This is a genomic window from Sphingopyxis sp. JAI108 (genome assembly GCF_013410105.1).
Taxonomy (GTDB): Bacteria; Pseudomonadota; Alphaproteobacteria; order Sphingomonadales; family Sphingomonadaceae; genus Sphingopyxis; species Sphingopyxis chilensis.
Map to the genome: position 1 here is coordinate 1,975,876 of NZ_JACCCJ010000001.1, position 25,125 is coordinate 2,001,000.

At 65.2% G+C, this 25,125-nt stretch carries 24 protein-coding genes and 1 tRNA gene; 9 read left to right on the forward strand and 16 right to left on the reverse strand.

Annotated elements, in window-relative coordinates:
* Nucleotides 1-65: 65 nt before the first annotated feature.
* From HDC29_RS09535 to HDC29_RS09565, 7 genes are all read right to left on the reverse strand, one after another.
* Entirely contained in the window at nucleotides 66-1,205 is a 1,140-nt protein-coding gene (locus HDC29_RS09535; protein ID WP_179496568.1) for an acyl-CoA dehydrogenase family protein, read from the reverse strand.
* A 111-nt stretch (nucleotides 1,206-1,316) separates the two neighbouring features.
* Nucleotides 1,317-2,510, reverse strand: coding sequence for an acyl-CoA dehydrogenase family protein (locus HDC29_RS09540; RefSeq protein ID WP_179496570.1), 1,194 nt, complete (start codon nucleotides 2,508-2,510; stop codon nucleotides 1,317-1,319).
* Between the two features lie 148 nt (nucleotides 2,511-2,658).
* Nucleotides 2,659-3,558, reverse strand: coding sequence for a PAS domain-containing protein (locus HDC29_RS09545; protein ID WP_179496572.1), 900 nt, complete (start codon nucleotides 3,556-3,558; stop codon nucleotides 2,659-2,661).
* Between the two features lie 97 nt (nucleotides 3,559-3,655).
* Nucleotides 3,656-5,284, reverse strand: coding sequence for a TadG family pilus assembly protein (locus HDC29_RS09550; RefSeq protein WP_179496574.1), 1,629 nt, complete (start codon nucleotides 5,282-5,284; stop codon nucleotides 3,656-3,658).
* A gap of 2 nt (nucleotides 5,285-5,286) precedes the next feature.
* The gene (locus HDC29_RS09555) at nucleotides 5,287-5,730 is read right to left on the reverse strand and encodes a TadE/TadG family type IV pilus assembly protein (RefSeq protein WP_179496576.1); all 444 of its coding nucleotides are present in this window, start codon (nucleotides 5,728-5,730) and stop codon (nucleotides 5,287-5,289) included.
* A gap of 159 nt (nucleotides 5,731-5,889) precedes the next feature.
* Nucleotides 5,890-6,765, reverse strand: a complete 876-nt coding sequence (gene yghU / locus HDC29_RS09560) for a glutathione-dependent disulfide-bond oxidoreductase (protein WP_179496578.1) — start codon at nucleotides 6,763-6,765, stop codon at nucleotides 5,890-5,892.
* Nucleotides 6,766-6,838: 73 nt separating this feature from the next.
* Complete coding sequence (locus HDC29_RS09565) at nucleotides 6,839-8,017, reverse strand: CoA transferase (protein WP_179496580.1); 1,179 nt, start codon at nucleotides 8,015-8,017, stop codon at nucleotides 6,839-6,841.
* 143 nt (nucleotides 8,018-8,160) lie between these two features.
* Between HDC29_RS09565 and HDC29_RS09570 the strand changes: the two genes are divergently transcribed.
* Both HDC29_RS09570 and HDC29_RS09575 read left to right on the forward strand, forming a co-directional pair.
* Entirely contained in the window at nucleotides 8,161-11,403 is a 3,243-nt protein-coding gene (locus HDC29_RS09570; protein ID WP_179496582.1) for an amidohydrolase family protein, read from the forward strand.
* Nucleotides 11,404-11,495: 92 nt separating this feature from the next.
* Nucleotides 11,496-11,585, forward strand: a tRNA-Ser gene (locus HDC29_RS09575).
* Nucleotides 11,586-11,650: 65 nt separating this feature from the next.
* Here HDC29_RS09575 and HDC29_RS09580 read toward each other — a convergent pair.
* Complete coding sequence (locus tag HDC29_RS09580; protein ID WP_218844315.1) at nucleotides 11,651-12,277, reverse strand: Yip1 family protein; 627 nt, start codon at nucleotides 12,275-12,277, stop codon at nucleotides 11,651-11,653.
* A 179-nt stretch (nucleotides 12,278-12,456) separates the two neighbouring features.
* Here HDC29_RS09580 and hspQ point away from each other — a divergent pair, with 179 nt between their 5' ends.
* Entirely contained in the window at nucleotides 12,457-12,831 is a 375-nt protein-coding gene (hspQ, locus tag HDC29_RS09585; protein ID WP_179496584.1) for a heat shock protein HspQ, read from the forward strand.
* 7 nt (nucleotides 12,832-12,838) lie between these two features.
* Here hspQ and HDC29_RS09590 read toward each other — a convergent pair whose 3' ends face one another.
* Nucleotides 12,839-13,711 (reverse strand): ABC transporter permease, encoded by an 873-nt coding sequence (locus HDC29_RS09590; RefSeq protein WP_179496586.1) that lies wholly within the window; start codon nucleotides 13,709-13,711, stop codon nucleotides 12,839-12,841.
* Nucleotides 13,712-13,829: 118 nt separating this feature from the next.
* Between HDC29_RS09590 and HDC29_RS09595 the strand changes: the two genes are divergently transcribed.
* Nucleotides 13,830-14,510 carry a GcrA family cell cycle regulator gene (locus tag HDC29_RS09595; RefSeq protein ID WP_179496588.1) on the forward strand — a complete coding sequence of 227 codons (681 nt, stop codon included), beginning with the start codon at nucleotides 13,830-13,832 and terminating at the stop codon, nucleotides 14,508-14,510.
* Nucleotides 14,511-14,520: 10 nt separating this feature from the next.
* On the forward strand, nucleotides 14,521-14,919 hold the full coding sequence (locus HDC29_RS09600) for a PaaI family thioesterase (protein ID WP_179496590.1): 399 nt from the start codon (nucleotides 14,521-14,523) through the stop codon (nucleotides 14,917-14,919).
* A 57-nt stretch (nucleotides 14,920-14,976) separates the two neighbouring features.
* Here the strand turns inward: HDC29_RS09600 and HDC29_RS09605 are convergent, their stop codons facing one another.
* Entirely contained in the window at nucleotides 14,977-15,810 is an 834-nt protein-coding gene (locus tag HDC29_RS09605) for an outer membrane protein (protein WP_179496592.1), read from the reverse strand.
* A 171-nt stretch (nucleotides 15,811-15,981) separates the two neighbouring features.
* Here HDC29_RS09605 and parE point away from each other — a divergent pair, with 171 nt between their 5' ends.
* The 4 genes from parE to HDC29_RS09625 all read left to right on the forward strand — a co-directional run bounded on the left by parE (nucleotide 15,982) and on the right by HDC29_RS09625 (nucleotide 20,475).
* The gene (gene parE, locus HDC29_RS09610; protein ID WP_179496594.1) at nucleotides 15,982-17,961 is read left to right on the forward strand and encodes a DNA topoisomerase IV subunit B; all 1,980 of its coding nucleotides are present in this window, start codon (nucleotides 15,982-15,984) and stop codon (nucleotides 17,959-17,961) included.
* Nucleotides 17,962-18,044: 83 nt separating this feature from the next.
* A complete protein-coding gene (locus HDC29_RS09615; protein WP_218844316.1) occupies nucleotides 18,045-18,575 on the forward strand; it encodes a sigma-70 family RNA polymerase sigma factor in 531 nt (176 codons plus the stop codon).
* Nucleotides 18,572-19,159 carry a hypothetical protein gene (locus HDC29_RS09620; RefSeq protein WP_179496598.1) on the forward strand — a complete coding sequence of 196 codons (588 nt, stop codon included), beginning with the start codon at nucleotides 18,572-18,574 and terminating at the stop codon, nucleotides 19,157-19,159. Before HDC29_RS09615 ends, HDC29_RS09620 begins: the two co-directional genes overlap by 4 nt.
* Complete coding sequence (locus HDC29_RS09625; RefSeq protein WP_179496600.1) at nucleotides 19,159-20,475, forward strand: serine hydrolase; 1,317 nt, start codon at nucleotides 19,159-19,161, stop codon at nucleotides 20,473-20,475. Before HDC29_RS09620 ends, HDC29_RS09625 begins: the two co-directional genes overlap by 1 nt.
* Here the strand turns inward: HDC29_RS09625 and HDC29_RS09630 are convergent, their stop codons facing one another.
* Genes HDC29_RS09630 through HDC29_RS09655 form a run of 6 tightly spaced genes read right to left on the reverse strand, consistent with a single transcriptional unit; the run spans nucleotide 20,476 to nucleotide 25,120 of the window.
* Entirely contained in the window at nucleotides 20,476-21,267 is a 792-nt protein-coding gene (locus tag HDC29_RS09630) for a LysR family transcriptional regulator (RefSeq protein WP_179496601.1), read from the reverse strand.
* Nucleotides 21,264-21,665: a Co2+/Mg2+ efflux protein ApaG gene (gene apaG, locus HDC29_RS09635; RefSeq protein WP_179497422.1), complete on the reverse strand. Its 402-nt coding sequence runs from the start codon at nucleotides 21,663-21,665 to the stop codon at nucleotides 21,264-21,266. The genes HDC29_RS09630 and apaG overlap by 4 nt, the downstream gene beginning before the upstream one ends.
* Nucleotides 21,666-21,682: 17 nt before the next feature.
* Nucleotides 21,683-22,888: a PLP-dependent aspartate aminotransferase family protein gene (locus HDC29_RS09640; protein WP_179496603.1), complete on the reverse strand. Its 1,206-nt coding sequence runs from the start codon at nucleotides 22,886-22,888 to the stop codon at nucleotides 21,683-21,685.
* Nucleotides 22,889-22,892: 4 nt separating this feature from the next.
* Nucleotides 22,893-23,939, reverse strand: coding sequence for a 3-isopropylmalate dehydrogenase (gene leuB, locus HDC29_RS09645; RefSeq protein WP_179496605.1), 1,047 nt, complete (start codon nucleotides 23,937-23,939; stop codon nucleotides 22,893-22,895).
* A gap of 48 nt (nucleotides 23,940-23,987) precedes the next feature.
* Complete coding sequence (gene recO, locus HDC29_RS09650) at nucleotides 23,988-24,740, reverse strand: DNA repair protein RecO (protein ID WP_179496608.1); 753 nt, start codon at nucleotides 24,738-24,740, stop codon at nucleotides 23,988-23,990.
* Nucleotides 24,728-25,120, reverse strand: a complete 393-nt coding sequence (locus tag HDC29_RS09655; protein ID WP_179496610.1) for a PaaI family thioesterase — start codon at nucleotides 25,118-25,120, stop codon at nucleotides 24,728-24,730. The genes recO and HDC29_RS09655 overlap by 13 nt, the downstream gene beginning before the upstream one ends.
* Nucleotides 25,121-25,125: the final 5 nt, after the last annotated feature.

The window sequence follows — 25,125 nt, forward strand, 5'->3', positions numbered from 1 at the left end:
CCCTTCAATGTCTCCGGCCGGTCGCGCTCATCGATGCCCCTCCCCGCCAGAAGAGGGACTACCGGTCAATCCGCGAGCACGATCCGCTCATAGCGCTCCATATGGAAGTCGGCGCTGCCGAACTGCCCCTCGATCATCGTAGCCCGCTTGAAATAATGGCCGATCGCCAGTTCCTGCGTGATGCCGATGCCGCCGTGGGTCTGGATCGCATTCTGTCCGACGAATTTCGCGCCGCGCGCGACCTTGTTCTTCGCCGCCGAGACCGCCGCCTTGCGCTCATCGGCAGGCAGGCCGAGCTTCAGCGTCGCCATGATCGTCATCGAACGGGCCTGTTCGACCTCCATGAACATGTCGACCATGCGGTGCTGCAGAACCTGGAACTTCGCGATCGGCACGCCGAACTGCTTGCGCTGCTGTGTATATTCGAGCGTGCCTTCGTGCAGTTTCTGCATCACGCCAGTCGCCTCGGCGCAGACCGCGACGGTCGCTTCGTCGACGATCTGTTCGATCAGCGGCAGGCCCGTCCCCTCGCCCCCGAGCAGCGCTTCGCCGGGAATAGCGACATTCTCGAAATAGATTTCCGAGGCGCGGCTGCCGTCGACGGTCGGATAATCACGGCGCACGATGCCGGGCAGGTTGGCGTCGATCAGGAACAGCGACACGCCATCCTTGTCGCGCTGACCGCCGCCGGTGCGCGCGGTGACGAGCAGGTGCGTCGCCCAGGGCGCGGCATAGACGACACCCTTGTGACCGTTCAGCACATAGCCGGCGCCGTCCTTTTTGGCGGTCGTGCGAAGGTTGGCGAGGTCGTAACGCCCCTGAGGTTCGGCATAGGCGAAAGCGACGATTACATTGCCCGCGATGATCTCCGGGATCATCGCGTCGGCCTGCGCGCCGCCGACGGCCTTCAGGGCGCCCCCCGCGATGACGACGGTCGGCAGATAGGGCTCGATCCCGATGACCTTGCCCAATTCCTCCATCACGATCGCGTTTTCAAGCGCGCCCCCGCCGAGCCCGCCATGCTCCTCGGCAAAGGGCGCGCCAAGCATGCCGAGTTCCTGCGCGAGCGCGGTCCAGATCGCGGGATCGCGGCCCGTGTCGCTGCCGGTGAACTTCTGTCGCGTCTCGAAATCATAGGTATCGCCGAGGAAGCGCGACAGCGTGTCACGGATCATGTCCTGTGTTTCGGTGTAAGTGAAATCCATTGTTCTAATCCTCGATTTCATCGTCATCCCGGCGAACGCCGGGATCTCGCCGCCGCGTCGTGGCGAGAGGCCGAGATCCCGGCGTTCGCCGGGATGACGTCAATTATGTGATCAAAGGCCGAGCACCATCTTCGCGATGATGTTGCGCTGAATCTCGTTCGACCCGCCATAGATCGTCGTCTTGCGCATGTTGAAATAGGTGGGCGCCGCGCGATGCGCATAGTCCGGCCCGATCGGATGCTCATTGTCGCCTTCGCCGAAACCGCGGAAATAGGGCGCGCCATAATGGCCGACGGCCTCGAGCGTGAGTTCGGTCAACCGCTGCTGGATCTCGCTGCCCTTGATCTTGAGCAGGCTCGATTCGGGTCCCGGCCCCTTGCCCGCATTCGCGCCGGCAAGGCTGCGGAGTTCGGTGAATTCGAGCGCGGTCAGGTCGACCTCGAGTTCGGCGAGCTTGCGCTTGAAGAAAGCGTTGGCGATCAGCGGCTTGTCGCCGTCGAGCTCGGTGCGGGCGATGTCCTTCACCTTCTCGATCCCGCGCTTCGACGCCGCGACGCCGGCGATCCCGGTGCGTTCGTGCGCGAGCAGGAATTTGGCGCAGGTCCAGCCCTTATTCTCTTCATAGACGCGCTGCGACACCGGCACGCGGACATCTTCGAGCCACACCTCGTTGACCTCATGCTCGCCGCCCAATGTGATGATCGGGCGCACGGTGATGCCGGGCGACTTCATGTCGATCAAAAGGAAGGAAATGCCCTCCTGCTGCTTGGCGTCCTTGTCGGTGCGGACGAGGAAAAAGCCCCAGTCGGCGTGCTGCGCGAGCGTCGTCCAGGTCTTTTGCCCGTTGACGATATAATCGTCGCCGTCACGGACCGCCGTGGTACGCAGCGAGGCGAGATCCGAACCCGATCCCGGCTCCGAATAGCCCTGGCACCACCAATCCTCACCCGACAGGATGCGCGGCAGGAAATGCGCCTTCTGCTCGGGCGTGCCGAAGGTGTAGATGACCGGGCCCACCATCGCGAGGCCAAAGGGCATCAAGCGGATGCAGTCGGCGCGCGCGGTCTCTTCCGACCAGATGAAACGCTGCGTCGGCGTCCAGCCGGTGCCGCCATATTCGACGGGCCAAGCGGGCGCGATCCAGCCCTTCTTGTACAGGATCTTGTGCCAGGCGAGGAAATCCTCCTTGGACAGCTCTTCGCCCTCATCCTGTTTGCCGCGCAGTTCGGCGGGGTAATTTTCGGCGATGAAGTCGCGCACTTCCTGCTGGAAGGCGAGATCTTCGGGGCTGAATTCCATGTCCATCACGAATCTCCCATCGGGCACTGGCGCCCTTATAATAAGCGCTCACCTTTACGTAAACGGCAAGTTGCGACTTGCAACGTTTCGCGGGCGATGATTGCGCGCAATGGGAGGGCTTGTCCAGCCGCGGGCTAAGGGGTGAAGGCTACGGTTAGTCGGCGCCGCGCGTGACGAGTATGACCGCGCCTTCGCTGGCATAAGGCCCGCGCACCTCGGCAATCGTCAGCGTGACGTCGACCGCTTCTCCCCCACGCGTCACCATCTGCGACGACAGCCGCGCCGGATTGCCCGAGCGGAAAACCGATTCCAGCGCCTCGACGAAGGCCGCGCGCTGCCCGACGGGCAAAATGGCGGAAAATCGAACGCGGCGGATCGCGACGGGATCGACTCCGAGCAGGGCGACGACCATCGCATTGGCCGATTCGACACTCTCGCGAACGGATATGCGGACATGGCCGATGCTGCCATCGGTCTCGATCGCATCCAGCGTCGCAGCCCGCACGTCGGTCGCCGCGAAATCCTCCATCGCCGCGCTGACATCGCGCAGCACGATCGCGCCGCCGACGGGTAGCGGAACCAGATCGACATGCAGCCACTGGCGTGGACGCAGCAGTCCGGGCACATCGGCCGAGAAGCGTTCGCGATGGTCGAGCAGGCGGGCGATGTGATGGCAGATAAGACTGTCGCTGAACGACGGCAGCGCGGTCGTCAATGCTTCGCCGATCAGGCCGGCCGCCGGCATCTCCAGCATATCGGACGCGGCAGGATTGACTGCGGCGATGCGCCGCTGCCGGTCGATCAGCATCGCCCCGTCGCGGATCGATTCGACCAGCCCGGCCAGCGAAGCCTGCAACAAATCGGACGCTTTGGCCACGTCGCGCGCCGCTCCCCCGTCGAGCCGGCGATAATCGTCGAGCGAGATCAGCACATGCGCGTCCTTGCCATGATGCGTCACGACGACCGGCTTGCGCGCCGACTGCAATCGCCAATTGGCGAAGCCGCGGATGAAATCCGCCGCCGATACGCGTTGTGGTTCTTGCGCGGCTGCCACGATTCCCCCCGAAGTCACCGATCTCTGGCTCCTTATAGGAGCCCGAACGGATGGTTGGCGGCGCATTAGGTCCCTAATGGCGCCACTCTGCGCGGGATCAGACCAGCCGCGACTTGCCGCAGCGCAGCGCGTTGACTCGCGTATCGGCCTGTCCGACCTGCAAGCCGAGCAGTCCGGTCAGATCCGACAGCACGCTATCGAGCACCGGCGCCGCAAGCGCGACGGTCTCGCCGACGATCGTGGTCAAGGCATTCAGGTTGAGAACGAGGCCGAGGACGTTGACGTCGAGTTCCATCTCGTCCGCCAGCGACTCCGCCGCGCCTGCGACCAGCCCCGTGCTCGACACCGTCTTCACCCGCCCCTCTTCGATCTCGCTGCGCGAGAAGGCGACGGGCTTTTCGCCAAGGTCGGACAGGGTCAGTTGGGCCCCCGCATTGACGCTGACCAGCGGCAGCTTCACCACCCGCGCGGGCTGCGGATCGAGCGGGCGCTGCATGTCCTGAAAATCGCCGTCGGGAACCGTACCGATCGCCACCATCGCCGGAGACGTCACGACCCCCAGCGACACCGCGGCGCTGCTGTTCGGCGCGCAGTCGATGTCGGTGATCCGCGCCGACGCCGATCCGAGCTCCGCAAGTAGCGGTACATGGACGCTGGCGAGCGGCGTGGCGACACGCGTATCGATCTTCAGGCGAACTTGCGCGGTGCGGATGATGACATCGTTGGTGTCGGTCACCGCGATCAGCGGGGAATCGGCGGGAGGCTCGCCGACCAGCAGCGCGACATCGATGCCCGATCCACCGGGCAGGCTGCTCGCAAGCGACAGATCGACCTGGCGATTCGCATTGCCGAGCAGCAGCATGGTGCGAAGCAGGCTGAGCGCATTGACCTTGACCGGATTGGCAGCATCGACGCGGATGCTCGACGAACGCGGCCCCAGGTCGATCGCCCGCGACGGCAGCAGCGCGCGCGGGAGCGCGCTGTCGGCGATATGCTCGAGGGCGCTTGCTGCCTGCCCGTCCGACGCGCGGGCCAGTGCCGACACCACCTGCGGCAGCGTCGCCTGCGTGTTCAGCGTCTGGCCGAAGGTCAGGACATCGGCGTCGAGTTCGATCCTGAGCGCGTCCGAAAAGGCGAGCAGGTCGATATCGGTGCTGGCAAGCGCATTATAATCCATCACCGACAGGCTGACCTCGCTCCCGGTCAGGCTGGACAGCAACGCATTGGGCAGGCCGCCGTTCAGCGCCGCCACGCGCGATCCGAGCGAAAAGGCGGCATAGCCTCGCCGCGCACCGGTCGCGGTCGCGCGGATGATGCTGTCCTGCCGGCCGGTCAGGAAGCTGCCGAAGAACAGCGGGCGATCGCGCGTCAGCGTGACGCGTATCGCATTCGGCGATGCCCCCCCGCCGGTGAAGCGCTGTTCCGCCGCGATCGACGGATCCGCCGTATAGGTGCCGGGCGTGAGCGCGGCGATTTCGATGCCGCAATCGCAATTGGCCGCGATGATCCGTTCCGCCGCCGTCCGCTCTTCGCCCGGCCGTCCCGCCGCCGCCATTGCCGCGGCATCGGCGATGCCCTGCAGTTTGCGGCGATCGAGATAGAGCGAGCCAAGATCGACCGCGAACGCCGCCGACCCGATCAGCATCGTCATCCCGAAAGCGGTCGTGATGCTGATGCTTGCGCGGCGGCTGTGGACAAGGCGGCACAGGAGGGAAAGCATTGCCATCGTCAGTCGACCGGCAGTTCGAAGGTCGCGCTGGCACGAATGACATGGTCCGGCGATGGCACGAAGCTCGACCGCAGGAAGCTGTCCTGTGGCGCGGTGTAGGTGACGGCGACGGTGATCGCTTCGCTCGTTTCGGACACCGCGACGCTGTGCGTGCCGCCGACGGTCTGAAGGCTGCGCGCCACCGCGCGGGTCGCGACCGCGCTACGGTCGGCGAGGTCAAGGCCGACGATCGAGGCCCGCGCTCCATCGTTGGCGGCCTGCTGCACATTATGCGCGAGCATGAAATATTGGCCGTAGACGAGCACGCCCATCAGCAGCGCGAGGAGCAGCGGCAGCACCAGCGCCATTTCGACGATGGCGGCGCCGCGCTCCCCGCGCGCCAGGGTAAGGCCAGTCCGGGCAATCTGGCGGACGCGCCGCGAAAGTCGTTGGAAGTCTGCCATGCGGTCAGAATGGCGCGAGGCAAATGAAAGCGGCGTCGAGAACACCCGACGCCGCCTTTATGTATTTTGCGCGATTTTCGGCTCGCGCCGCATAGCGGCAATCGGCGGTTGTTGCTGCGTCGTTAATCGGCGCGCCGTGCGCCTACCCGCAAAATGTGATCATTCGGCATCCTGCAGCTTGTCTTGCGTGCGCAGGTCGAAGTCCGACGCATCGTGACGCTCGCGCAGTTGGCTCGCAGGATCGCCCGTCACGCGGTTCACCATGCGACCGCGTTTGACCGGCGGGCGCGCCGCCAGCTGGTCGGTCCAGCGCTGGACATTCTTATATTCGTCGACCTGCAGGAACTCGCCCGCGTCATAGACGAGCCCCTTGGCGAGCGCGCCATACCAAGGCCAGATCGCCATGTCGGCGATCGTATAGTCGGCGCCGGCGATATATTCGCTCTCCGCAAGACGCCGGTCGAGCACATCGAGCTGGCGCTTCACTTCCATCGCATAGCGGTTGATCGGATATTCCTGCTTCGTCGGCGCATAAGCGTAAAAATGGCCAAAGCCGCCGCCAAGGAACGGCGTGCTGCCCATCTGCCACATCAGCCACGACAGCGTTTCGGCACGCTTCGCGGTATCGGTCGGCAGGAAGGCGCCGAATTTTTCGGCAAGATGGATCAGGATCGCTCCCGATTCAAAGACACGGATCGGTTCGGCGCCGCTGCGGTCGATGAGCACCGGGATCTTGCTGTTCGGATTGGCCGCGACATAGCCGCTCGAAAACTGGTCGCCCTCGCCGATGTTGATGAGCCACGCGTCATATTCGGCGCCGCTATGGCCGGCCGCGAGCAGCTCCTCGAGCATCACCGTGACCTTCACGCCATTGGGCGTGCCGAGCGAATAGAGCTGGAGCGGATGCTTGCCGATCGGCAGTTCCTTGTCGTGCGTCGGCCCCGCGACAGGGCGATTGATGTTCGCGAAACGACCGCCGCTTTCCTTGTCCCATGTCCAGATTTTCGGCGGCACATATTCGCTGTTGTCGGTCATAGAAAGCTCCTGCGCTTATTTTTATACTGACCGGTAACTTAATAGGCGATTGCCTTTTGTCCACCCCGCCCGCTCAAATAATCTTCGCTGCGCGCAAAGCCGCGATCGCTTCGGCATCATAGCCGATCCCGGCGAGGATCGCGTCGCTATGCTCCCCCACCCGCGGCGCGCGGCTTGGTGTCACCTTGTCGCTCGACGACAGGCGGATCGGCGCACGGATTACCGGCACCGCCGCCGCCGCTCCCGGATAATCGACCGGCTCGACCAGCCCCATCGCCGCGACCTGCGGCTGCGCCAGCACCTCTCCCGCGCGCAGGACCGGCGCGGCCGGGACGCGCCCTGCCGCCAGTTCCGCGATGGCATCGGCGTTCGTCCGCTCGATGCACCAACGCTGCATGATCGCACTCAGCTCCTCGCCATTATCGCCGCGAAGGATGTCGCTGGCGTAGAGCGGGTCGTCGACCAGTTCGGGACGCCCGACGAGCCCGGCCCAGCGCGCGAAGATCGGCGCGCCGACGATCTGGGTGATGATCCAACCGTCGCGGGTGCGGAAAACGTCAGTCGGCCCAGAGCTGAAGCTACGATTGCCGATCGGCTCGCGGTCGATCCCGTTCAGCGCATGGTCGATCGTCAGCGCGTTCGACAGCGCTAGCGCGGTACCGAGCAGCGATCCCGACACGCATTGCCCCTTCCCCGTCGCCTCACGCTCGCGCAGCGCCAGCATCACCCCGAAGGCACAATGGAGCGCGGTGCCGAAATCGACATAATTGACCTGCGCGCGATAGGGCTGGTCGGGCGAGCCCGTGAGATGCACCGTGCCCGACATCGCCTGCCCGACCGCATCGAACCCGACGCGGCTCGCGAGCGGCCCTTCGCTGCCGAATGCCGACGCGGTCGCGAGTATGATACGCGGATTGGTCGCAGAAAGGCTTTCATAATCGAGGCCAAGCTTGACGAGCGCATCATGCGGCAGGTTGGCGATCACGACATCCGCCGTCTCGACCAGCCGCCGGACGATCTCGCGTCCCTCGGGGCTTCCGGGTTTCAGCGTCAGGCAGCGCTTGGCGCGGTTCATCTGCATGAACATCGCGCCCGATCCATCGTCCGCGACCGGCACGGTGTAACGGTCGTCGTTGCCGCCGGGCGCCTCGATCCGGATGACATCGGCGCCATAATCGGCGAGCAGGGCCGCGCAATAGGGGCCAGCGATGTAGCGGCCGAAATCGAGTACGCGGATTCCTTGCAGCGGCACGCCTTACCCTCTCGATAGCTTTTCGTTCAAACCGGGCTAGCAGCCGCCCGTCGAGCCTGCCAGCGCCTTCGTCGAAAGCTGCCGCTTGCATGTTCGCGTCCGAACCATATGGTCGTCACATCATTTCAAACGGGGATAATTTCATGGCGCGCTTCGCTTTCGCCCTCGCGGCGACTCTGGCTTGTTCAACCTCGGTATGGGCGCAGAGCGCTCCCGCTCCGGCGCCCGCCACGGATGCGAAGGAGGGCGAGTGGGACGTCAACGCCCCGCCGGGGCTCGCGACGCGCAAGGTCCAGCTATCGGTCGACGAAGGCAGCTGGATGAACGTCGACGTCGCGCCCGACGGCCGCACGATCGCGTTCGACCTGTTGGGCGATATCTATACAATGCCGATCGAAGGCGGGACGCCGACACGCATCGCCGAGGGGCTGGCCTTTGAGCACCAGCCGCGCTTCTCACCCGACGGCAAGCGCATCGCCTTCGTCTCCGACCGTGCCGGCGGTGACAATATCTGGCTAATGAACCGTGACGGTAGCGACAAGCGCCAGATTTCGAAGGAGGATTTCCGTCTGCTCAACCAGCCGAGCTGGTCACCCGACGGCCAGTTCCTCGTCGCCAAAAAACATTTCACGACAGGCCGCTCGCTCGGCACCGGCGAAGTGTGGATGTATCATGTGTCGGGCGGCGCCGGCGTGCCGCTGGTCAAGAAGCCCAATGAGCAGCACCAGAAGGAACTGGGCGAGCCCATCTTCTCCGCCGACGGCAAGAGCGTCTTCTATACGCGCAACGTCACCCCCGGGCCGATCTTCGAATATGCGCAGGACAGCAACACCGACCTCTTCCATATCGAGCGCTACAGCCTCGACGATGGAGAGGTCAGCACCGCGGCCTCGGGGCCCGGCGGCGCGGTCCGGCCGACGCCATCGCCCGACGGCAAGCGTCTGGCCTTCGTGCGGCGCGAAGGCACGCAGTCCAAGCTCTATGTGAAGGACCTCGCCTCGGGCGCCGAAAAGAAGGTTTATGATGCACTCGATCAGGATGTGCAGGAAACCTGGGCGGTGACCGGCGTCTACCCGAACATGGCGTGGACGCCCGACAGCCGCGACATCGTCTTCTGGGCCGGCGGCAAGCTGCGCCGCGTGAACGGTGACGGTGGCGAGGGGCGCGTCATCCCGTTCAGCATCGGCGACGACCGGGTGATCGTCGACGCGACGCATCCCGCGGTCGAGGTCGCACCCGACAGCTTTGCGACGCAAATGCCGCGCTGGGCCGAAGTGTCGCCCGATGGCCGCAGCGTCGTCTTTGAAACGCTCGGCAAGCTCTGGGTCAAGCCCGCCACCGGCGGCACCGCGCGGCGGCTGACGAACGCGAAGGACGGCGCCATGGAGCTGTGGCCAAGCTGGTCGCGCGACGGCAAGTCGGTCGTGTTCGTGCGCTGGACCGACGCGGGCATGGGCGAAATCCATGTTACCGGCGCGGGCGGCGGCGCGTCGCGGAAGCTGACCGCGGCGCCCGGTCATTATGCCGAACCGCGCTTCTCGCCCGACGGCAAGACGATCGTATTCGAACGGCGCGGTAGCGGCGGGCTGACCTCGGCGCGCTGGAGCGAGGACCCCGGCGTCTATCTTGTCGCCGCGGCGGGTGGCACAGCCGAACGGATCAGCAGCGATGGCGCCAAGCCGCAATTCGGCGCGGCAAGCGACCGCGTCTTCATGGTCACGGCGGGCGGCGGCAAGAGCCAGCTCGTGAGCACCGACCTTCATGGCCAGGACAAGCGCGTCCATGCCAATGGCGAGCTCGTCAGCGATTATGAAATCTCGCCCGACGGCCGCACGCTCGCCTTCCGGCAGAATTACGACGCCTATGTCACCCCTTTGATGCCCGGCGGACAGGATGTGGCGCTCGGCATCAAGAGCGGGGCGCTGCCCGTAACCCGCGTTTCTGGAAGCGGCGCCGAATATATGCACTGGTCGGACGGTGGCCGCCGCCTGCATTGGAGCCGCGGCGCGACGCTGTTCAGCACCGATCTTGCCAGCCTCTTCACCAACGCCCCCGCCGATGAAAAGGCGCCGAAGTTCACCCCGCCGACCGACGGCGTGTCGCTGTCGATGACGCAGGCGGCGGCGAAGCATAAGGGCATCGTCGTCATCACCGGCGCCAGGATCGTGACCATGGCCGACAAGGACGGCGGCGTGATCGAAAATGGCGCGATCGTCATCGACGGCGACCGCATCACCGCGGTCGGTCCGGCGGGTGCAATCACTGTTCCCGCGGGCGCGGTGACCGTCGATGCGACGGGCAAGACGATCGTCCCCGGCTTCGTCGACGCCCACGCGCACGGGTCGCACGGCGACGACGAACTGGTGCCGCAGCAGAATTGGTCCGAAATCGTCAATCTGGCGATGGGCACAACGACGAGCCACAACCCCTCGTCGCGCGCGTCGGAGATTTTCGTCTCGTCCGAAATGCAGCGCGCGGGTCTGATCCTCGCGCCGCGTATCTTTTCGACCGGCGAGGTCATCTATGGCGCCAAGGCGGCGGGCGTCTATGCCGAGATCAACGGCTATGACGACGCGCTCGCACACGTCCGCCGGTTGAAGGCGCAGGGCGCGCACAGCGTCAAGAATTACAACCAGCCGCGCCGCGATCAGCGGCAGATGGTCGTAAAGGCCGCGCAGGTCGAAGGCCTGACCGTCGTGCCCGAGGGCGGCTCGCTGTTCACGCAGGACGTGACACTGATCCAGGACGGCAACTCGACGGTCGAGCACAATATCCCGCTCCACACCTTCTACAAGGACCTGGTGCAGCTGTGGGGGCAGACGCAGGTCGATTATACCCCGACCCTCGTCGTGACCTATGGCGGCCCCGCCGGCGACCCCTATTGGCGCGCGCATACGAACGTCTGGGAGCATCCGATCCTGACCCGGCATATCCCGCCGACCGAACTCGCCGCGAACAACAAGCGCCGCGTGATCGCGCCCGAGAGCGATTATGTCGACGATGATTCGGCGCGCGAGGCGGGCAAGATCGCAGCAGCGGGCCGCATGGTGTCGATCGGTGCGCACGGCCAGCAGTCGGGTCTCGGCGCGCATTGGGAAATCTGGTCGTTCGTGCGCGGCGGGTGGAGCAATATCGACGCGCTTCGCGCCGCGACGATCATGCCCGCAACGTCGCTGGGCTATGGCAAGGACGTCGGATCGCTCGAGGCGGGCAAGCTCGCCGACCTGCTGATTCTCGACGCCGACCCCACGCAGGACATCCGCAATACCGAGAAGATCCACCGCGTGATGCTCGGTGGGCGGCTCTACGATCCGCTCACGATGAACGAAGCCGAGACGGGCGATCACAAGCGCGCACCCTATTGGTGGGAGGCCGACAAGCCCTGATCGGCGCGCCCCGCCAGCGGCGGACCCGCGAAATTGTGACGAGAGGGTTGCAAGTCTCGCGGACCGCCGCTAGGGGCGTCTCCTCTCAGCGAGGAGAGTTGGCTGAGTGGTCGAAAGCGTCGCACTCGAAATGCGAAGTGCCGGCAACGGTACCGAGGGTTCGAATCCCTCACTCTCCTCCATTTTTCCCTGAATTCGACCATCAGGCGTGCAGCCGCCCCGACCTCTGCCGGGACGGCTGGGAGGATCAACCCCGGATGCTGAGCAGCGACGGTGCGGTCAGCGATGCGACGACCGCACCGACGATCAGGAACAGCACTATCGCGACGATGACGACGACCGCCGTATAGCCGAGCGCCTTGTCTTCGGGCGCCTTCATCAGCACCGGCAGGCCGAGGTAGAGAAGATAGAGCCCATAAAGGCCGAACAGCGCCCCGATCAGCCCCAGCGCGGGAACCAGGCCGAAAATCGCGCCGACCCAACCCGCCGTTCCCGAATAGGCCGCAACCTTCAGCGCCTGCACCTGATCCTTTTGCCCGCCGAAATTCGGCGCCAGCCCGTCGATGACGAGCGCGAGGATGAAGACCGTCGCGAGCGTGAGACCGTAAGACAGAAGCGCCGAACCCAGCGCGGTGCCGATCGGCGGATGATAGGTGACGCCAAAGGCGGTAAAACCAAAGACCTGCCCACCGATAAATTGCGCGATCGGTCCGATCGCGGCGAGCACAACGACATAGGGAACATAGATCGACTGCGTCGTCGCCGGCTCTGCCGCAATGACCGGCCACGTTTCCTTCGGCTTGAGCAGAATGTCCTTCGCGCGCTGGACGATGCCCGAAGCGGGTCCGGAGATATTGGGTGGTACGTCAGCCATGATGCTTCTCCCCTGAAGGTGCGGCCCCGCAACCCGAATGGGAAATGCACCAGCCAGAGGAGCAGCTTAGCCCCGATGGCCAATGCATCTGTAACCCTGATCACAGCCGATTCGGCGAACCGCGGCCGACTTCAATGTAACGGACTTGAAACAGGCGTAAACAGCCATAGATTGACCATATGACACCCGAATCCTCTTCCGAGCTTCCCGCAGCCGTTACCGCCCCGCTGATCGGCCGCGCGCGCTTCGCGCCGGGCGACATCGTGCGCCACCGCATGTTCGACTTTCGCGGCGTCGTGTTCGACATCGACCCGGTCTTCGCGAACACCGACGAATGGTATGAGGCGATCCCCGAGGAAATCCGCCCTGCGAAGGAACAGCCCTATTACCACCTGCTCGCCGAAAACGGCGATTCGTCCTATATCGCCTATGTCAGCCAGCAGAACCTCGTCGCCGACGGCGAAGGCGGACCGATCGACCATCCGCAGATCGAGGCGATGTTCGACGGACTTGACCACGGCCGCTACCGCGTCCGTGCGATCCACCGCCACTGAGCAGACGTCAGGCTTTCAGCTTCCAGCCTGACGCGAGCAGGCGATAAGTGACGAGGCCGAGCAGGATATTGACCGCCACAAGCACGAGCACCGCGGTCAGCACCGGATTGGCGATCGTCGAATCGACCGTGCCGATGAAGCCGTAGCGAAAGCCCATGATCGCATAATAGACGGGATTGCCGTGCGCGATCGTTTGAAACCAGGGCGCCAGCTTGTCGACCGAATAGAAGGTGCCCGACAGCAAGGCGAGCGGCGTAACGACAAAATTGGTCACGGCGGCGGCATGATCGAACTTTTCGGCCCATACCGATGTCATCAGACCGAGGAAACCGAGCATCATCGCACCCAGAATGCCGAAAACCGCCACGGCCCACAGATGATCCGCGCCGACATGGACACCGGGCCAGAGCAGCATGGCGAGCCAGAGCGCGAATCCGACGAGGAGCGCGCGGGTGATCGCCGCGCCGACCAGCGCGATGATCAGCTCGCCGACCGCGAGCGGCGGCATCAGATAGTCGACGATCGTTCCCTGGATCTTGCCTACAAGGAGCGAAAAGCTGGAATTGGCGAAGCTGTTCTGCAGCATCGCCATCATGATCAGGCCGGGCGCGATGAAATCGGCGAACGGTACGCCGATCACGGTGCGCCCCGCACCGCCGAGCGCGACGGTGAAAATGACAAGGAAAAGGAGCGTGGTGATTGCCGGGGCCCAGATTGTTTGGAGCTGGACCTTGAAAAACCGCCGCACCTCCTTGACATATAGCGCCTGCATACCCGGCACGTTCAGCGTGTGGATGTGCGGAACGCCTGGTTCGGCGAAAGCCGGACCTGGGCGGATATTCGCTGAGTCGGGGTTCGAAATTTGGGGCTGGTCGTTCATGGCGTTCTCGCCTATCGCCTCCCCGATCTTACCGCAAGCTGGGCCGTCACGACATCGATCCGAAAGGGTCGCGATACGGACGATATGGCCCGCGGCGTGGAATGATGAGGAATTTTAGATGTCATGGACTGACGAGCGCATCGAACAGCTGCGCAGCATGTGGGAAAAAGGCCTGACCGCGAGCCAGATCGCCGACGAACTCGGCGGGGTCAGCCGCAACGCGGTGATCGGCAAGGCGCACCGCCTCGGCCTGAAATCGCGCCCCTCGCCGGTCAAGGCGACCGAAAAGGTCGCCAAGCCGGTCAAGGCAGCCGCGCCGAAGCCCGCGGCGCCCGCCGCCACCCCGCGCCCCGCGGCGCCGGTTGCACCGCGCCCCGTGGCTGCGGCGCCAAGGCCCGAACCCAAACCGGCCGCCCCCGCATCCAACGAAGACGGCGTCGAAGCCGCTCCGAAACCCGACGCGCCGCGTATCGTATCGATCGGCCCCGGCGGTTTCATTCGTCAGGGCCCCGGCGACCAGCAGGCGCCGATCCCGCCCGCGCCGCCGCGCCGGCTGGTGCCAGCGAAGCCGAGCCCCGAAATCGCCGAAAAGACGAGCCTGCTCGACCTCAACGATCGCATCTGCCGCTGGCCGATGGGGCATCCCGGCGAGCCCGATTTCCATTTCTGCGGTGAAGCGGTGAACCCCGGCTTCCCCTATTGCGTCGAGCATTGCGGCCGCGCTTACCAGGCGCAGCTGCCGCGCGGCACGCGCCGTCCGCCCCCGCCCCCGCCCTTTGGCGGCCCCCGAGTTCGTTAAGACGCGTTCGGTGAGGCCCTTCGGGCAGGATTTCGAATTTGCCCGCGCGCTCGGCCTGCAAATGGTCGAGCGCGGCGACGGGCGCTGCACGATGGCGATCGACATCGAGCCGCATCGGCATTTCAGCCCACAGGGCGCGGCGCATGGCGGCGTCGCCTATTCGCTCGCGGATACGGCGATGGGGGGCGCTCTGACGAGCATGCTCGCCGAGGATCAGTGGTGCGCGACGCTGGAAATCAAGTTCAACTATCATGTCCGCGTCGGTGAGGGCCGACTGACCTGCGAAGCCGCGGTGCTCCACCGCGGCAAACGCGTCGCGAACATCGAGGCGCGCCTTTATCAGGACGGCCGGCTCGTCGGCAGCGCCAACGGCAATTTCGCGATCTTCGCGGCGCCGCACGCACGATAGGCAAAGGAAAGGCGCCGGATCGGCTGATCCGGCGCCTCCCTTTCCGCTCCCAAGAGGTCAGAAGCGGTAGCTCAAAGTCCCGCGCACGCTGTGCGTCCGGAAATGCGGATCGCTGCGACGGATATCGGTCCCGCCGCCATTCAGCAGGAACGGATTGGTGTCGGGGGCCGAGCCCGCGCCGACGTTCACGACATAATCCTTGTCCTTGACGTCGGTGTACAGATATTCGAGCCCAAGCCCGATGTTGTTGGTGACCATCACCTCGGCCCCGCCGCCAACAGCATAACCCCACGCATTGGTCTTGCCGTTATCGTCAAAGCTGTTGGCGGTGTTCGTCGTGGTGAACTTGTTGTCGAGCCGGGCATAGGCGCCGCCGCCCGTGACATAGAGGAGCGCGCCGCCGCCGGGGGTGTAACCGGCACGCAGGCGGGCGTTCGCCTGATAATCCGCTTCACGGCTCATCGTGTAGCTCGCGGGGGTCGTCGAAAAGCCGCTGACGCTGTCGCGCGCGACGCTGTGGCCGCCCTCGACCACCGCGCCGACCACGAAATTGCCCATGCGCTTGTCATAACCGAGGCGGCCGAAGAATTCCGGACCGTCCTTGTCGTTGCGGCAGCCGCGATTGGCGGTGCCGGTGGCGGCGCCGTTACAAAAGCCGGGCGAGAAGGCGTCGGTGTCGCCCACGGTGTTCACCGGGTCGCCATATGTGCCATCCTGGTCGGTATCGAAAATCAGGGTTTCGCCGCGGTCGCTTGCCTGAAGCGATGCGCCACCGCCAACCGAGATATAAGGCCCGTCGAAGTCCTGCGACGGATCACGATTGTCCTGCGCGATGGCCGGAACGGCAATCATGGAAGCCGCCGAAACGGCGAGGAGAGCTGCGAATTTCATTGTTATTACTCCACTTTTTAATGACTTTGCAGTCGCCATCGCAACCCGGGGGCGCCCACCAAAGTTCCTTGTCCGTCCTGAAATGCGACGAGCCGAGCCCGTGGCGGGATGCGCGAGCGTGGCGCAAAACCGCGCTTGCCAGCGCCCTTCCCCGCCCCTTATAGCCATCCTATGAGTCACGATTTGTTCGACGCCGCGAGCCCCGCTACCGACAGCTACAACGCTTCGCAGATCGAGGTGCTGGAGGGGCTCGAACCCGTCCGGCGGCGTCCCGGCATGTATATCGGCGGCACCGACGAACGTGCGCTCCATCACCTTGCGGCCGAGGTCATCGACAACAGCATGGACGAGGCCGTCGCGGGCCACGCGACGCGTATCGAGATCACGCTGGATGTCGGCAACCGGCTGACCGTCATCGACAACGGGCGCGGCATGCCGGTCGATCCGCACCCGAAATTCCCGGGCAAGTCGGCGCTTGAGGTCATCATGACGATGCTCCATTCGGGCGGGAAGTTCGAGGGCAAGGCCTATGCGACGTCGGGCGGCCTTCACGGCGTCGGCGTCAGTGTCGTCAATGCCCTGTCGATCGAGACGGTCATCGAGGTCGCGCGCAGCAAACTGCTCTATCGCCAGAGCTTTTCGCGCGGCACGCCGCTCGGCGGGCTCGAAGAACTGGGCCCGACACCCAACCGTCGCGGCACCAGCGTCTCCTTCGTCCCCGACCCCGAGATCTTTGGCGAGCATGGCCGGTTCAAGCCGCAGCGCCTGTATCGCATGGCGCGCTCGAAGGCCTATCTGTTCGCGGGCGTCGAAATTCGCTGGAAATGCGCCTCCGAGCTGATCGGCGACGATACACCGGCGGAAGCGGTCTTCCAGTTTCCGGGCGGCCTTGCCGATCATCTGAAAGAACAGATCGGAACGCGCGAATGCGCGACTGCCGAGCCCTTCGTCGGGCGACAGGATTTTCCGAACGACCAGGGCCGCGCCGAATGGGCGATCGCCTGGCCGCTCTGGTCCGATGGATCGTACAGCTGGTATTGCAACACGATCCCCACCCCCGCCGGCGGAACGCACGAAGCGGGGCTGCGTGCCGCGCTCACCAAGGGGCTCCGCGCGTTCGGCGAGCTGATCGGGCAGAAAAAGGCCGCTCAGATCACCGCCGAGGACGTGTTCAACGGCGGCGAGATGATGCTGTCGGTCTTCATCCGCGATCCGCAGTTCCAGAGCCAGACCAAGGACCGTCTATCGAGCCCCGAGGCGGCGCGTCTCACCGAGAACGCCGTGCGCGACCATTTCGACCATTTCCTGTCCGACAATATGGACCGCGGTCGCGCGCTTTTAGGCCTTGTCCTCGACCGGATGGACGAGCGGCTGAAGCGCAAGGCCGAGCGCGAGGTCAAACGCAAGACCGCCACCAGCGGGCGCAAGCTGCGTCTGCCCGGCAAGCTCACCGACTGTGCGAACGACGGCCCCGAAGGCACGGAATTATTTATCGTCGAAGGCGACAGCGCCGGCGGCAGCGCCAAGCAGGCGCGCGACCGCAAGACGCAGGCGATCCTGCCGATCCGCGGCAAGATATTGAACGTCGCGAGCGCCAGCGCCGACAAGATCCGCGCCAATCAGGAAATCGCCGACCTCGCGCTCGCGCTGGGCTGCGGGATGCGCAAGGATTGCGACGCCGATCGCCTTCGCTATGAAAAGATCGTGATCATGACCGATGCCGACGTCGACGGCGCGCATATCGCGACCTTGCTGATGACCTTCTTCTTCCAGGAAATGCCCGACATCGTGCGGAACGGGCATGTCTATTTGGCGCAGCCGCCGCTCTATCGCCTGACGGCGGGCAGCCTGTCGGCCTATGCCCGCGACGACGCGCACCGCGCCGAACTCGAAGCGACGATATTCAAGGGCAAGAAGGTCGAAGTCGGGCGCTTCAAGGGCCTGGGCGAAATGAATCCGAACCAGCTCAAGGAAACGACGATGGATCCCGCGACGCGCTCGATGCTCCGCGTCACGCTGCCGCAGGAATATGAGGAGCGACACTTGGTCAAGGATCTGGTCGACCGGCTGATGGGCAAGCATCCCGAGCACCGTTTCCAGTTTATCCAGGCCAATGCGGCGAGTCTTGACGAGGCGGCGATCGACGCCTGACGAAAAAAGTTTTCACTCCTCCGTCAGAAAGTCGCGGCCCTGCCGACTAAAAGGGCATGCGACACGAAAGATTGGAGAATGAAGTGGCCGAGGGGGATCAGGATCGGCTTTTTGCGGAAGCGATTGATCGCTTCGGCGGTGCGCTCGCCCGGCTTGCGCGCGGCTATGAAGCCGATACCGAGTTGCGGCGCGATCTCGAACAGGAATTGCAGGTCGCGCTGTGGCAAAGTTTCGCCACCTTCGACGGCCGCTGCTCGCTCAGCACGTGGGTATGGCGGGTCGCACACAACCGCGCGACGTCGCATATGCTCGCGAACAAGCGCCACGCGCAGCGCGGCTGGTCGTCGATCGAGGATGTCGAGATCGCCGACGCCGACGCCGACGCCACGCCCTTCGCTCGCGCCGACAGCGAACACGCCATGGCGTTGATCCTCGGGATCATCGACCGGCTCGACCCGCCCGACCGACAGATATTGCTCCTCTATCTCGAAGGCGTTGCCGCGGCGGAGATCGGCGCAGTCACGGGGGTTTCGCCCGATGGCGTGGCGACCAAGATCCATCGCTTCAAATCCATGCTGACGCGCCGCTTCGCCGGCTCCGGAGATGCAAGATGACCGACTTTCCCGAAGACAAGGAGCTTCACGCCCTCTGGCATGGCAGCCAGCCGGCTTTCGAACCGCTCGCGCTCGACGAGATCAAGCGTCAGGCGGGACGCTTTGGTGACGCGATCCGCCGTCGCAATCGACGCGAATATATCGCCACGGCTTTGGTCGTCGCCGTCTTTGCCCTCTACACAGCGATCTTCACCGAACCGCTGATCAAGATCGGCAGTCTGCTGGTCATCGCCGGCGCGCTGGTCGTCGCGTGGCAGCTCGCCCGCCGCACCTCGCGTCCCGATCCCGACGCGGAGGCAAAGGACATCAGCGGCTATTACCGCGCCCGGCTGGTGCGCGAGGAACATATGCTCGCGCGCGTCGGCCGCTGGTATCTCGCGCCGTTCATTCCCGGCCTGCTCGTCTTCCTGCTGGGACAGGCCAAGGCGAGCGGGATGGGCGGCTCGCTCGTCTTCCTGCTCGTCGTTTCGTTCCAGCTGTTGGTGTTCGGCGGCATATGGATGCTCAACCGCCGCGCCGCAGCCATGCTTCGCGCCCGAATCGCCCGGATCGATCGCGCGCGCACCATCGAAGGAGATAGGTGATGAACAAGACCCTGCTTGCGACCCTCTGCGCCGCCACGATGACGATGCCGACGGCGGCCGCGCACGCGGCCCAGTCGCCCGAAATGGCAGCCGCCAGCAACACTGCCTTCGATCGCCGTGCGGCGCAGCTGATCGATCTGCTCACGGCGCGCATCGCCTTTGCCGACTATTTCGATCCGAGCTTCCAGACCGCCATACCCGAAGCGCAGTTCAAGGCGATCAACACCAGCCTCGTCGCGCAATATGGCCAGCCGCTGTCGGTCGACAAGGCGACGACCGCCAATGGCCGTGCGGGCACGGTCCTGCTCCGCTTCGAAAAAGGCGTCGCGACGATAGCTCTGGAAGTTGGCCCCGGCACCGACGCGCGGGTCACTGGACTGCGGATCACCAACTTCGCGGCCGCCAACGACAGTTTCGACAAGGTCGCCGCCGAAATCGCCGCCTTGCCCGGCCGCACCGGTTTTCTCGTCGCCGAACTCGATGGCGACGCGATCGAACCGCTCGCCTCGGCTGGGGCCGATACGCAACTTGCGATCGGATCGACCTTCAAACTCTATATTCTCGACGAGCTGGCGGCACAGGTCGCGGCGGGCAAGCGCCGATGGTCGGATGTCGTGCCGCTATCGCACCAGAGCTTTTCGTCCGCCGGCACCGCGAACTGGCCGAAAGACACACCCGTTACCTTGCAGAGCCTCGCCAACTGGATGATTTCGGTCAGCGACAACAGTGCGACCGACACGCTGATCCACCTGCTCGGCCGCGAGAAGATCGAGGCGCGGATGCGCGCCGCCGGACACAGCGCCGCGTCGCGCAATATTCCCTTCCTGACCACCGTCGAGGCTTTCGCGCTCAAGGGCGACAATTTCGCTGCCGAACGCGCCGCCTTCGTCGCCGGCGACGACACGGCGCAACGGGCGCTCATCAACCGGAATGCTGACCGGCTGATTCTGTCCAACGTCGATGGCGTCAGCTTTTCGGGCGGCCCGCGCTTCATCGACAGTCTCGAATGGTTCGCCAGCCCGAACGACATTGCGCGCGCGATGATCGACCTGCGGGCGCGTGGTTCGGACACCGCGCTTGCCGCGATGGCAATCAACAATGGCGTCGGCGGCGCGGGCCCCGCCGAACCCTGGTCCTATCTCGGCTACAAGGGCGGCTCCGAACTCGGAGTGATATCGATGAGCCTGCTCGGGCAGCGCAAATCCGACGGCAAATGGTTCGTGGTAACCGCGAGCTGGAACAACCCCGACGCGGCGGTGGCGACCGACACGATGGTCGGGCTGGTCACGCGGTTGCTCGCGCTCGCGGCAAAGTGATCAGGCCGTCAGCGCGGCGACGAGCGCCTTGACCTTCGCCTGCCGCCATTGCGGGGTGGGGGCGACAAGCCAATAACCGCGCTTGACCGCAAACGCTTCGCGCACCAGGCGGACGCGGCCCGCAGCGATGTCGGCCTCGGCGAGCATCGCGGGAACGTTCGCCTGCCCCAGCCCGTTCGCTGCGGCGTCGATCGCAAGCCCGGCATCGCCGAGCCGCAGCGCCGGTTCGCCCTCGTCGGCGGGGCAGCCCGGCCATGCGATGCGCGTCTCGCTCTCGCTTCCCGGGCCCGCGACGGTGACCATGAGCGGGTCGGAAAGCGCCACGCCTTCATGCTCCCCCGCCCCGTCGGTCCAGAAGATCGCGAGGTCTAGGTTGGCTTCGGTGAAGTCGATCCCCCCGTCGGCCGATACCAGGGTGAAGCGAACGTCGGGCGCCTGCTGGCTATAGCGCGCGAGTCGCGGCGCGAGCCATTTGGCGGTCAGGTCGCGCGGCGCGGCGATCGTCAGCGACTGCGACGATTGTCCCGCCTGCATCGCGCGCACCGATTCCTCGAACTGCAAAAAGCCCTGACGCAGCGCATCGAGGCCGGCATTGGCCTCACCGGTCAGCTCCAACCCCTTGGGCGTGCGGCGGAACAGCACGACGCCGAGCATATCCTCCAGCGCACGGATCTGCTGCCCGACCGCGGCGGGGGTCACCGCCAGTTCGTCGGCGGCGCGCGTGAAGCTCAGGTGCCGGGCAGCGGCGTCGAAGACGCGGAGCGCGTTGAGGGGCAGGTGCGTGCGCTTCATGACGCCGTCGCGGGCGCCTGAAGCGGAAAATGCGGGATCGCGACAAGCATCTGCGACCCGTCGCCGAGTTCCATCGCATAGCTGCCGACCATCGATCCTTCGGGCGTGGGCAGCGGACAGCCCGAAACATAATCGTAGGCGCCACCTGGCACGATCAACGGCTGTTCGCCGACGACGCCCTCGCCCTCGACCTCGCTGACCTGGCCGCGCCCGTCGCTGATGCGCCAATGGCGGCTGATCAGCTGCACCGCGTCGTCGCCGTGATTCTCGACGCGGACATGATAAGCCCAGAACCAGCGGCCAAGCGCGGGGTGCGACTGTTCGGGCAGGTAGCTGACCGCGACGCGCACGGTGATCGACCCGGTGGTCGCCGCAAAGGGGAAGAAGGAGTCGATCATCTCCATGGCAAGTTCGCTCAAAGCCCCACGCGGGTCAATGCCTGGTCCAGATCGGCGATCAGGTCGCGCGGATCTTCCAGGCCTATGTTGATGCGCAGCATGCCTTCGACCACCCCCATGTCGGCGCGCGCCTCGGCGCTGACGCCATAGTGGGTGGTCGACGCCGGGTGGCAGCAAAGGCTGCGGGAATCGCCGATGTTGTTCGAAATATCAACGAGTTCGAGTGCGTTGAGCAGACCCATCGCCTGTTCGCGTCCTTCGAGCACGAAGGAGAAGATCGGGCCACATGCCTCCATCTGGCTCATCGCCAGATTATGCTGCGGATGGCTCGCGAGGCCGGGGTGCAGGATGCGTGGAACGCGGCTTTCGACGAACTTGCCGACCGCAAGGGCGTTTTCGGATTGCCGCCGCGCGCGCAGGTCGAGCGTCTCGAGCCCCTTCAGCACCACCCAGGCATTGAACGGCGAAAGGTTGGGGCCGGTGTTGCGCTGGAACGGTAGCAGCACGTCGTTGATGAACTTCTCGGTCCCGCAGACGGCGCCGGCGAGCACGCGGCCCTGCCCCTCCATCAGCTTGGTCGCCGAATAGGCGACGACATCGGCGCCGAAATCCATCGGCCGCTGGAGCACGCTGGTCGCAAAGGCGTTGTCGACGACGGTCGTGATGCCGTGCGCCTTCGCAACGCCGCAGACATGCTTCATATCGACGATATCCATCGTCGGGTTGGCTGGGGTCTCGAAGAAAAAGACCTTGGTGTTCGGCTTGATCGCCTTTTCCCACGCGTCATTATCGCGCCCGTCGACGACGGTGGTTTCGATCCCGAAACGCGGGCAGAGATGGTCAACGAGCCAGCGGCACGAGCCGAACGCCGCCTTGGCCGCGACGATGTGGTCGCCCACCGACAGCTGGCACAGCAGCGCCGTCGTCATCGCCGCCATTCCCGTCGCCTGCGTGCGACACGCCTCGGCGCCTTCCATCAGCGCGATCCGTTCTTCGAGCATCGAAACGGTGGGGTTCTGGAGACGAGAATAGGTCATGCCCTGCGCTTCACCGGCAAAGCGCGCCGCAACTTCCTCTGCGCTGTCATAGGTGTAGCCCGAGGTCAGGAAGAGCGCCTCCGACGTTTCGCCATGTTCGCTGCGCCAGGTGCCACCGCGCACCGCCTGCGTCGCCGGATGCCAGCTCTTCGTCCTGCTGCGATCGAAACCCGTGGTCTTCTTCATTCTCTTATCCGTTCAATGCGGCCACGACCGCGTCACCGAGCGCCGCCGTTCCCATGTTTCCGCCGAGGTCGGCGCCGCGCGCACCATCGGCCAGTATCTTGGCGACGGCCGCCTCGATCCGCGCCGCGCTCGCCTCATCGTCGCCCGAATGGCGCAGCAGCATCGCCAGCGACAGGATCATCGCCAGCGGATTGGCGATACCCTTACCCGCGATATCGGGCGCGCTTCCGTGGATCGGTTCGTATAGCCCCTGTTTGCCCTCGCTCAGCGAGGCCGAGGCGAGCAGCCCGATCGAGCCGACGCACATCGATGCCTGGTCGGAAAGGATATCGCCGAACAGGTTGCCGGTCACGACCACGTCGAACTGGCCGGGATTGCGCACCAGCTGCATCGCGGCATTGTCGACATACATATGGCTGAGCGCGACATCGGGATAGTCCGCCGCGACCTCGATCACGACGTCGCGCCACAGCTGCGAGGTTTCGAGCACATTCGCCTTGTCGACCGAGCAGAGCCGCTTTTGCCGACCCTGCGCCGCGCGGAAGGCGACGTGCGCGATGCGCCGTACCTCGCTTTCGCTATAGGACATGATGTCATAGCCTTCGCGCTCGCCGCTCGCCGTCGTGCGCGTGCCCTTTTCGCCGAAATAGACGTCGCCGTTGAGTTCGCGGACGATCAAGAGGTCGATCGCCGACGCGACCTCGGGACGCAGCGCCGAGCTGTCTTCCAACCCCGCGAACAGCTTGGCCGGGCGCAGGTTAGCGAACAGCCCGAGTTCGGCGCGCAGGCCGAGGATCGCCTGTTCGGGACGCAAATGGCGCTCGACATTGTCGAAACGCGGGTCGCCGACCGCGCCGAAGAGGATGGCGTCGGCCGCCTTGGCCTTCGCGAGCGTTTCGGGCGGCAGCGGATGGCCGGTCGCTTCATAGGCCGCACCGCCGACAAGCGCGCGATCGAGCGTCACGGGAAGCGCGAGCGCGGCGAGAAGCTTTTCGGCTTCCGCCATGATCTCCGGACCGATACCATCGCCAGCCAGCAGCAGGATTTTCAACGTCTCGCCCTTTCGTGTCTCGCCAGCCGCTTAGACAGCGGCGGCGCGTCACGCAACCGCCCTGCCCAGCCGGTCGATCAATCTTTCCCTTACGGTGAGCAAGTCGCGGTTTCGCCCGTCGAGGACATCGCGGGCGAGGAAGTGACCGGTGATCGCGAGGAAGTCGAGAATGTCGGTCATCGTCGGATCCGGTACGCGTTCGTCCGGATTGTCGTTCCGCATGAACGGCGGAAGGCGAAGGAGGCGTTTTTCATATCCGGCGGCGGCGGCGGCACTGACCGCGCCACCCGATTTGGGACTTACGAAAGCAATATCCCCGGTCGATCCCGTCACGACACATTCGCTGAGATCGAGGCCGAAGCCCAGCTCCGCGAGCAAAAGAAGCTCGTAACGTCCCAACGCAAGCGCCCACTGGCGCGCCGACGCGGCAACGCCGATAGCATCGAGCACCGCGAGCAGAACCGAATAAAGCGCCGGATAAGGCTGGTTTTCGGGCAGCGTCGCCGCCGTGAGGCACGTCACCCAGTCGATCGCGGCGGCCGCCAGCGGCTCGGCGAGCAGCGGCGCGCGGCTCTCCAGAAGCTCGACCGTCGCGCCCCCAAGCTGCTCCTCGGTCCGTGCGCGCAGTTCGATCGCGACGAGATTGCCCGGCATCAGGATCGGGCGGAGCCGCCGCGACCGCCCGCCGCGCACATAGCCTGCGATCAATCCGGCTTCGTGCGTCAGCGCGCGCAGGATCGCGCCATGCTCGCCATGCGCACGCACCGCGCAGACGATGGCATCGGCGGTCAGGCTGGCCAAAGCACCATCTGCGTCTGCGTCACCAGTGCGACGTCGGCGCCATCCTCGGTACGGATGCGCGTCTGCCAAACCGACAGCCGCTTGCCGACCTTCACCGGCGTCGCTTCGCCGACCAGCACCGATCCCACCGGGCCCGCGCCAAGGAAGTTGGTCTTGCTCTCGATCGTCGTCGTGCCGCTCGCCCCTTCGGGCAACGTCAGGAACGCCCCAACCGCGCCGAGGCAGTCGGCAAAGGCCATGATCGCACCGCCATGGACGATCCCGCCCGCGGTGCAGATGTCGGGCCGCACGGGCAGCTTGCCCACGACACGCTCCTTGCTGCCTTCGTCGATCGTGATGCCGAGCGTCCCTGCCAGCGGCATGGCTGCTGCAAAATCCATCTCCG

Excerpts from the sequence above, each read along its gene's own strand:
- HDC29_RS09540 (WP_179496570.1), bottom strand. The coding sequence starts at position 2,510 with ATGGACATGGAATTCAGCCCCGAAGATCTCGCCTTCCAGCAGGAAGTG.
- yghU (WP_179496578.1), bottom strand. The coding sequence starts at position 6,765 with ATGACCGACAACAGCGAATATGTGCCGCCGAAAATCTGGACATGGGAC.
- HDC29_RS09580 (WP_218844315.1), bottom strand. The coding sequence starts at position 12,277 with ATGGCTGACGTACCACCCAATATCTCCGGACCCGCTTCGGGCATCGTC.
- HDC29_RS09595 (WP_179496588.1), top strand. The coding sequence starts at position 13,830 with ATGTCATGGACTGACGAGCGCATCGAACAGCTGCGCAGCATGTGGGAA.
- HDC29_RS09550 (WP_179496574.1), bottom strand. The coding sequence starts at position 5,284 with ATGGCAATGCTTTCCCTCCTGTGCCGCCTTGTCCACAGCCGCCGCGCA.
- HDC29_RS09590 (WP_179496586.1), bottom strand. The coding sequence starts at position 13,711 with ATGAACGACCAGCCCCAAATTTCGAACCCCGACTCAGCGAATATCCGC.
- HDC29_RS09620 (WP_179496598.1), top strand. The coding sequence starts at position 18,572 with ATGACCGACTTTCCCGAAGACAAGGAGCTTCACGCCCTCTGGCATGGC.
- HDC29_RS09625 (WP_179496600.1), top strand. The coding sequence starts at position 19,159 with ATGAACAAGACCCTGCTTGCGACCCTCTGCGCCGCCACGATGACGATG.
- HDC29_RS09640 (WP_179496603.1), bottom strand. The coding sequence starts at position 22,888 with ATGAAGAAGACCACGGGTTTCGATCGCAGCAGGACGAAGAGCTGGCAT.
- HDC29_RS09535 (WP_179496568.1), bottom strand. The coding sequence starts at position 1,205 with ATGGATTTCACTTACACCGAAACACAGGACATGATCCGTGACACGCTG.
- HDC29_RS09630 (WP_179496601.1), bottom strand. The coding sequence starts at position 21,267 with ATGAAGCGCACGCACCTGCCCCTCAACGCGCTCCGCGTCTTCGACGCC.
- hspQ (WP_179496584.1), top strand. The coding sequence starts at position 12,457 with ATGACACCCGAATCCTCTTCCGAGCTTCCCGCAGCCGTTACCGCCCCG.
- parE (WP_179496594.1), top strand. The coding sequence starts at position 15,982 with ATGAGTCACGATTTGTTCGACGCCGCGAGCCCCGCTACCGACAGCTAC.
- HDC29_RS09555 (WP_179496576.1), bottom strand. The coding sequence starts at position 5,730 with ATGGCAGACTTCCAACGACTTTCGCGGCGCGTCCGCCAGATTGCCCGG.
- HDC29_RS09570 (WP_179496582.1), top strand. The coding sequence starts at position 8,161 with ATGGCGCGCTTCGCTTTCGCCCTCGCGGCGACTCTGGCTTGTTCAACC.
- HDC29_RS09605 (WP_179496592.1), bottom strand. The coding sequence starts at position 15,810 with ATGAAATTCGCAGCTCTCCTCGCCGTTTCGGCGGCTTCCATGATTGCC.
- HDC29_RS09655 (WP_179496610.1), bottom strand. The coding sequence starts at position 25,120 with ATGGATTTTGCAGCAGCCATGCCGCTGGCAGGGACGCTCGGCATCACG.
- apaG (WP_179497422.1), bottom strand. The coding sequence starts at position 21,665 with ATGATCGACTCCTTCTTCCCCTTTGCGGCGACCACCGGGTCGATCACC.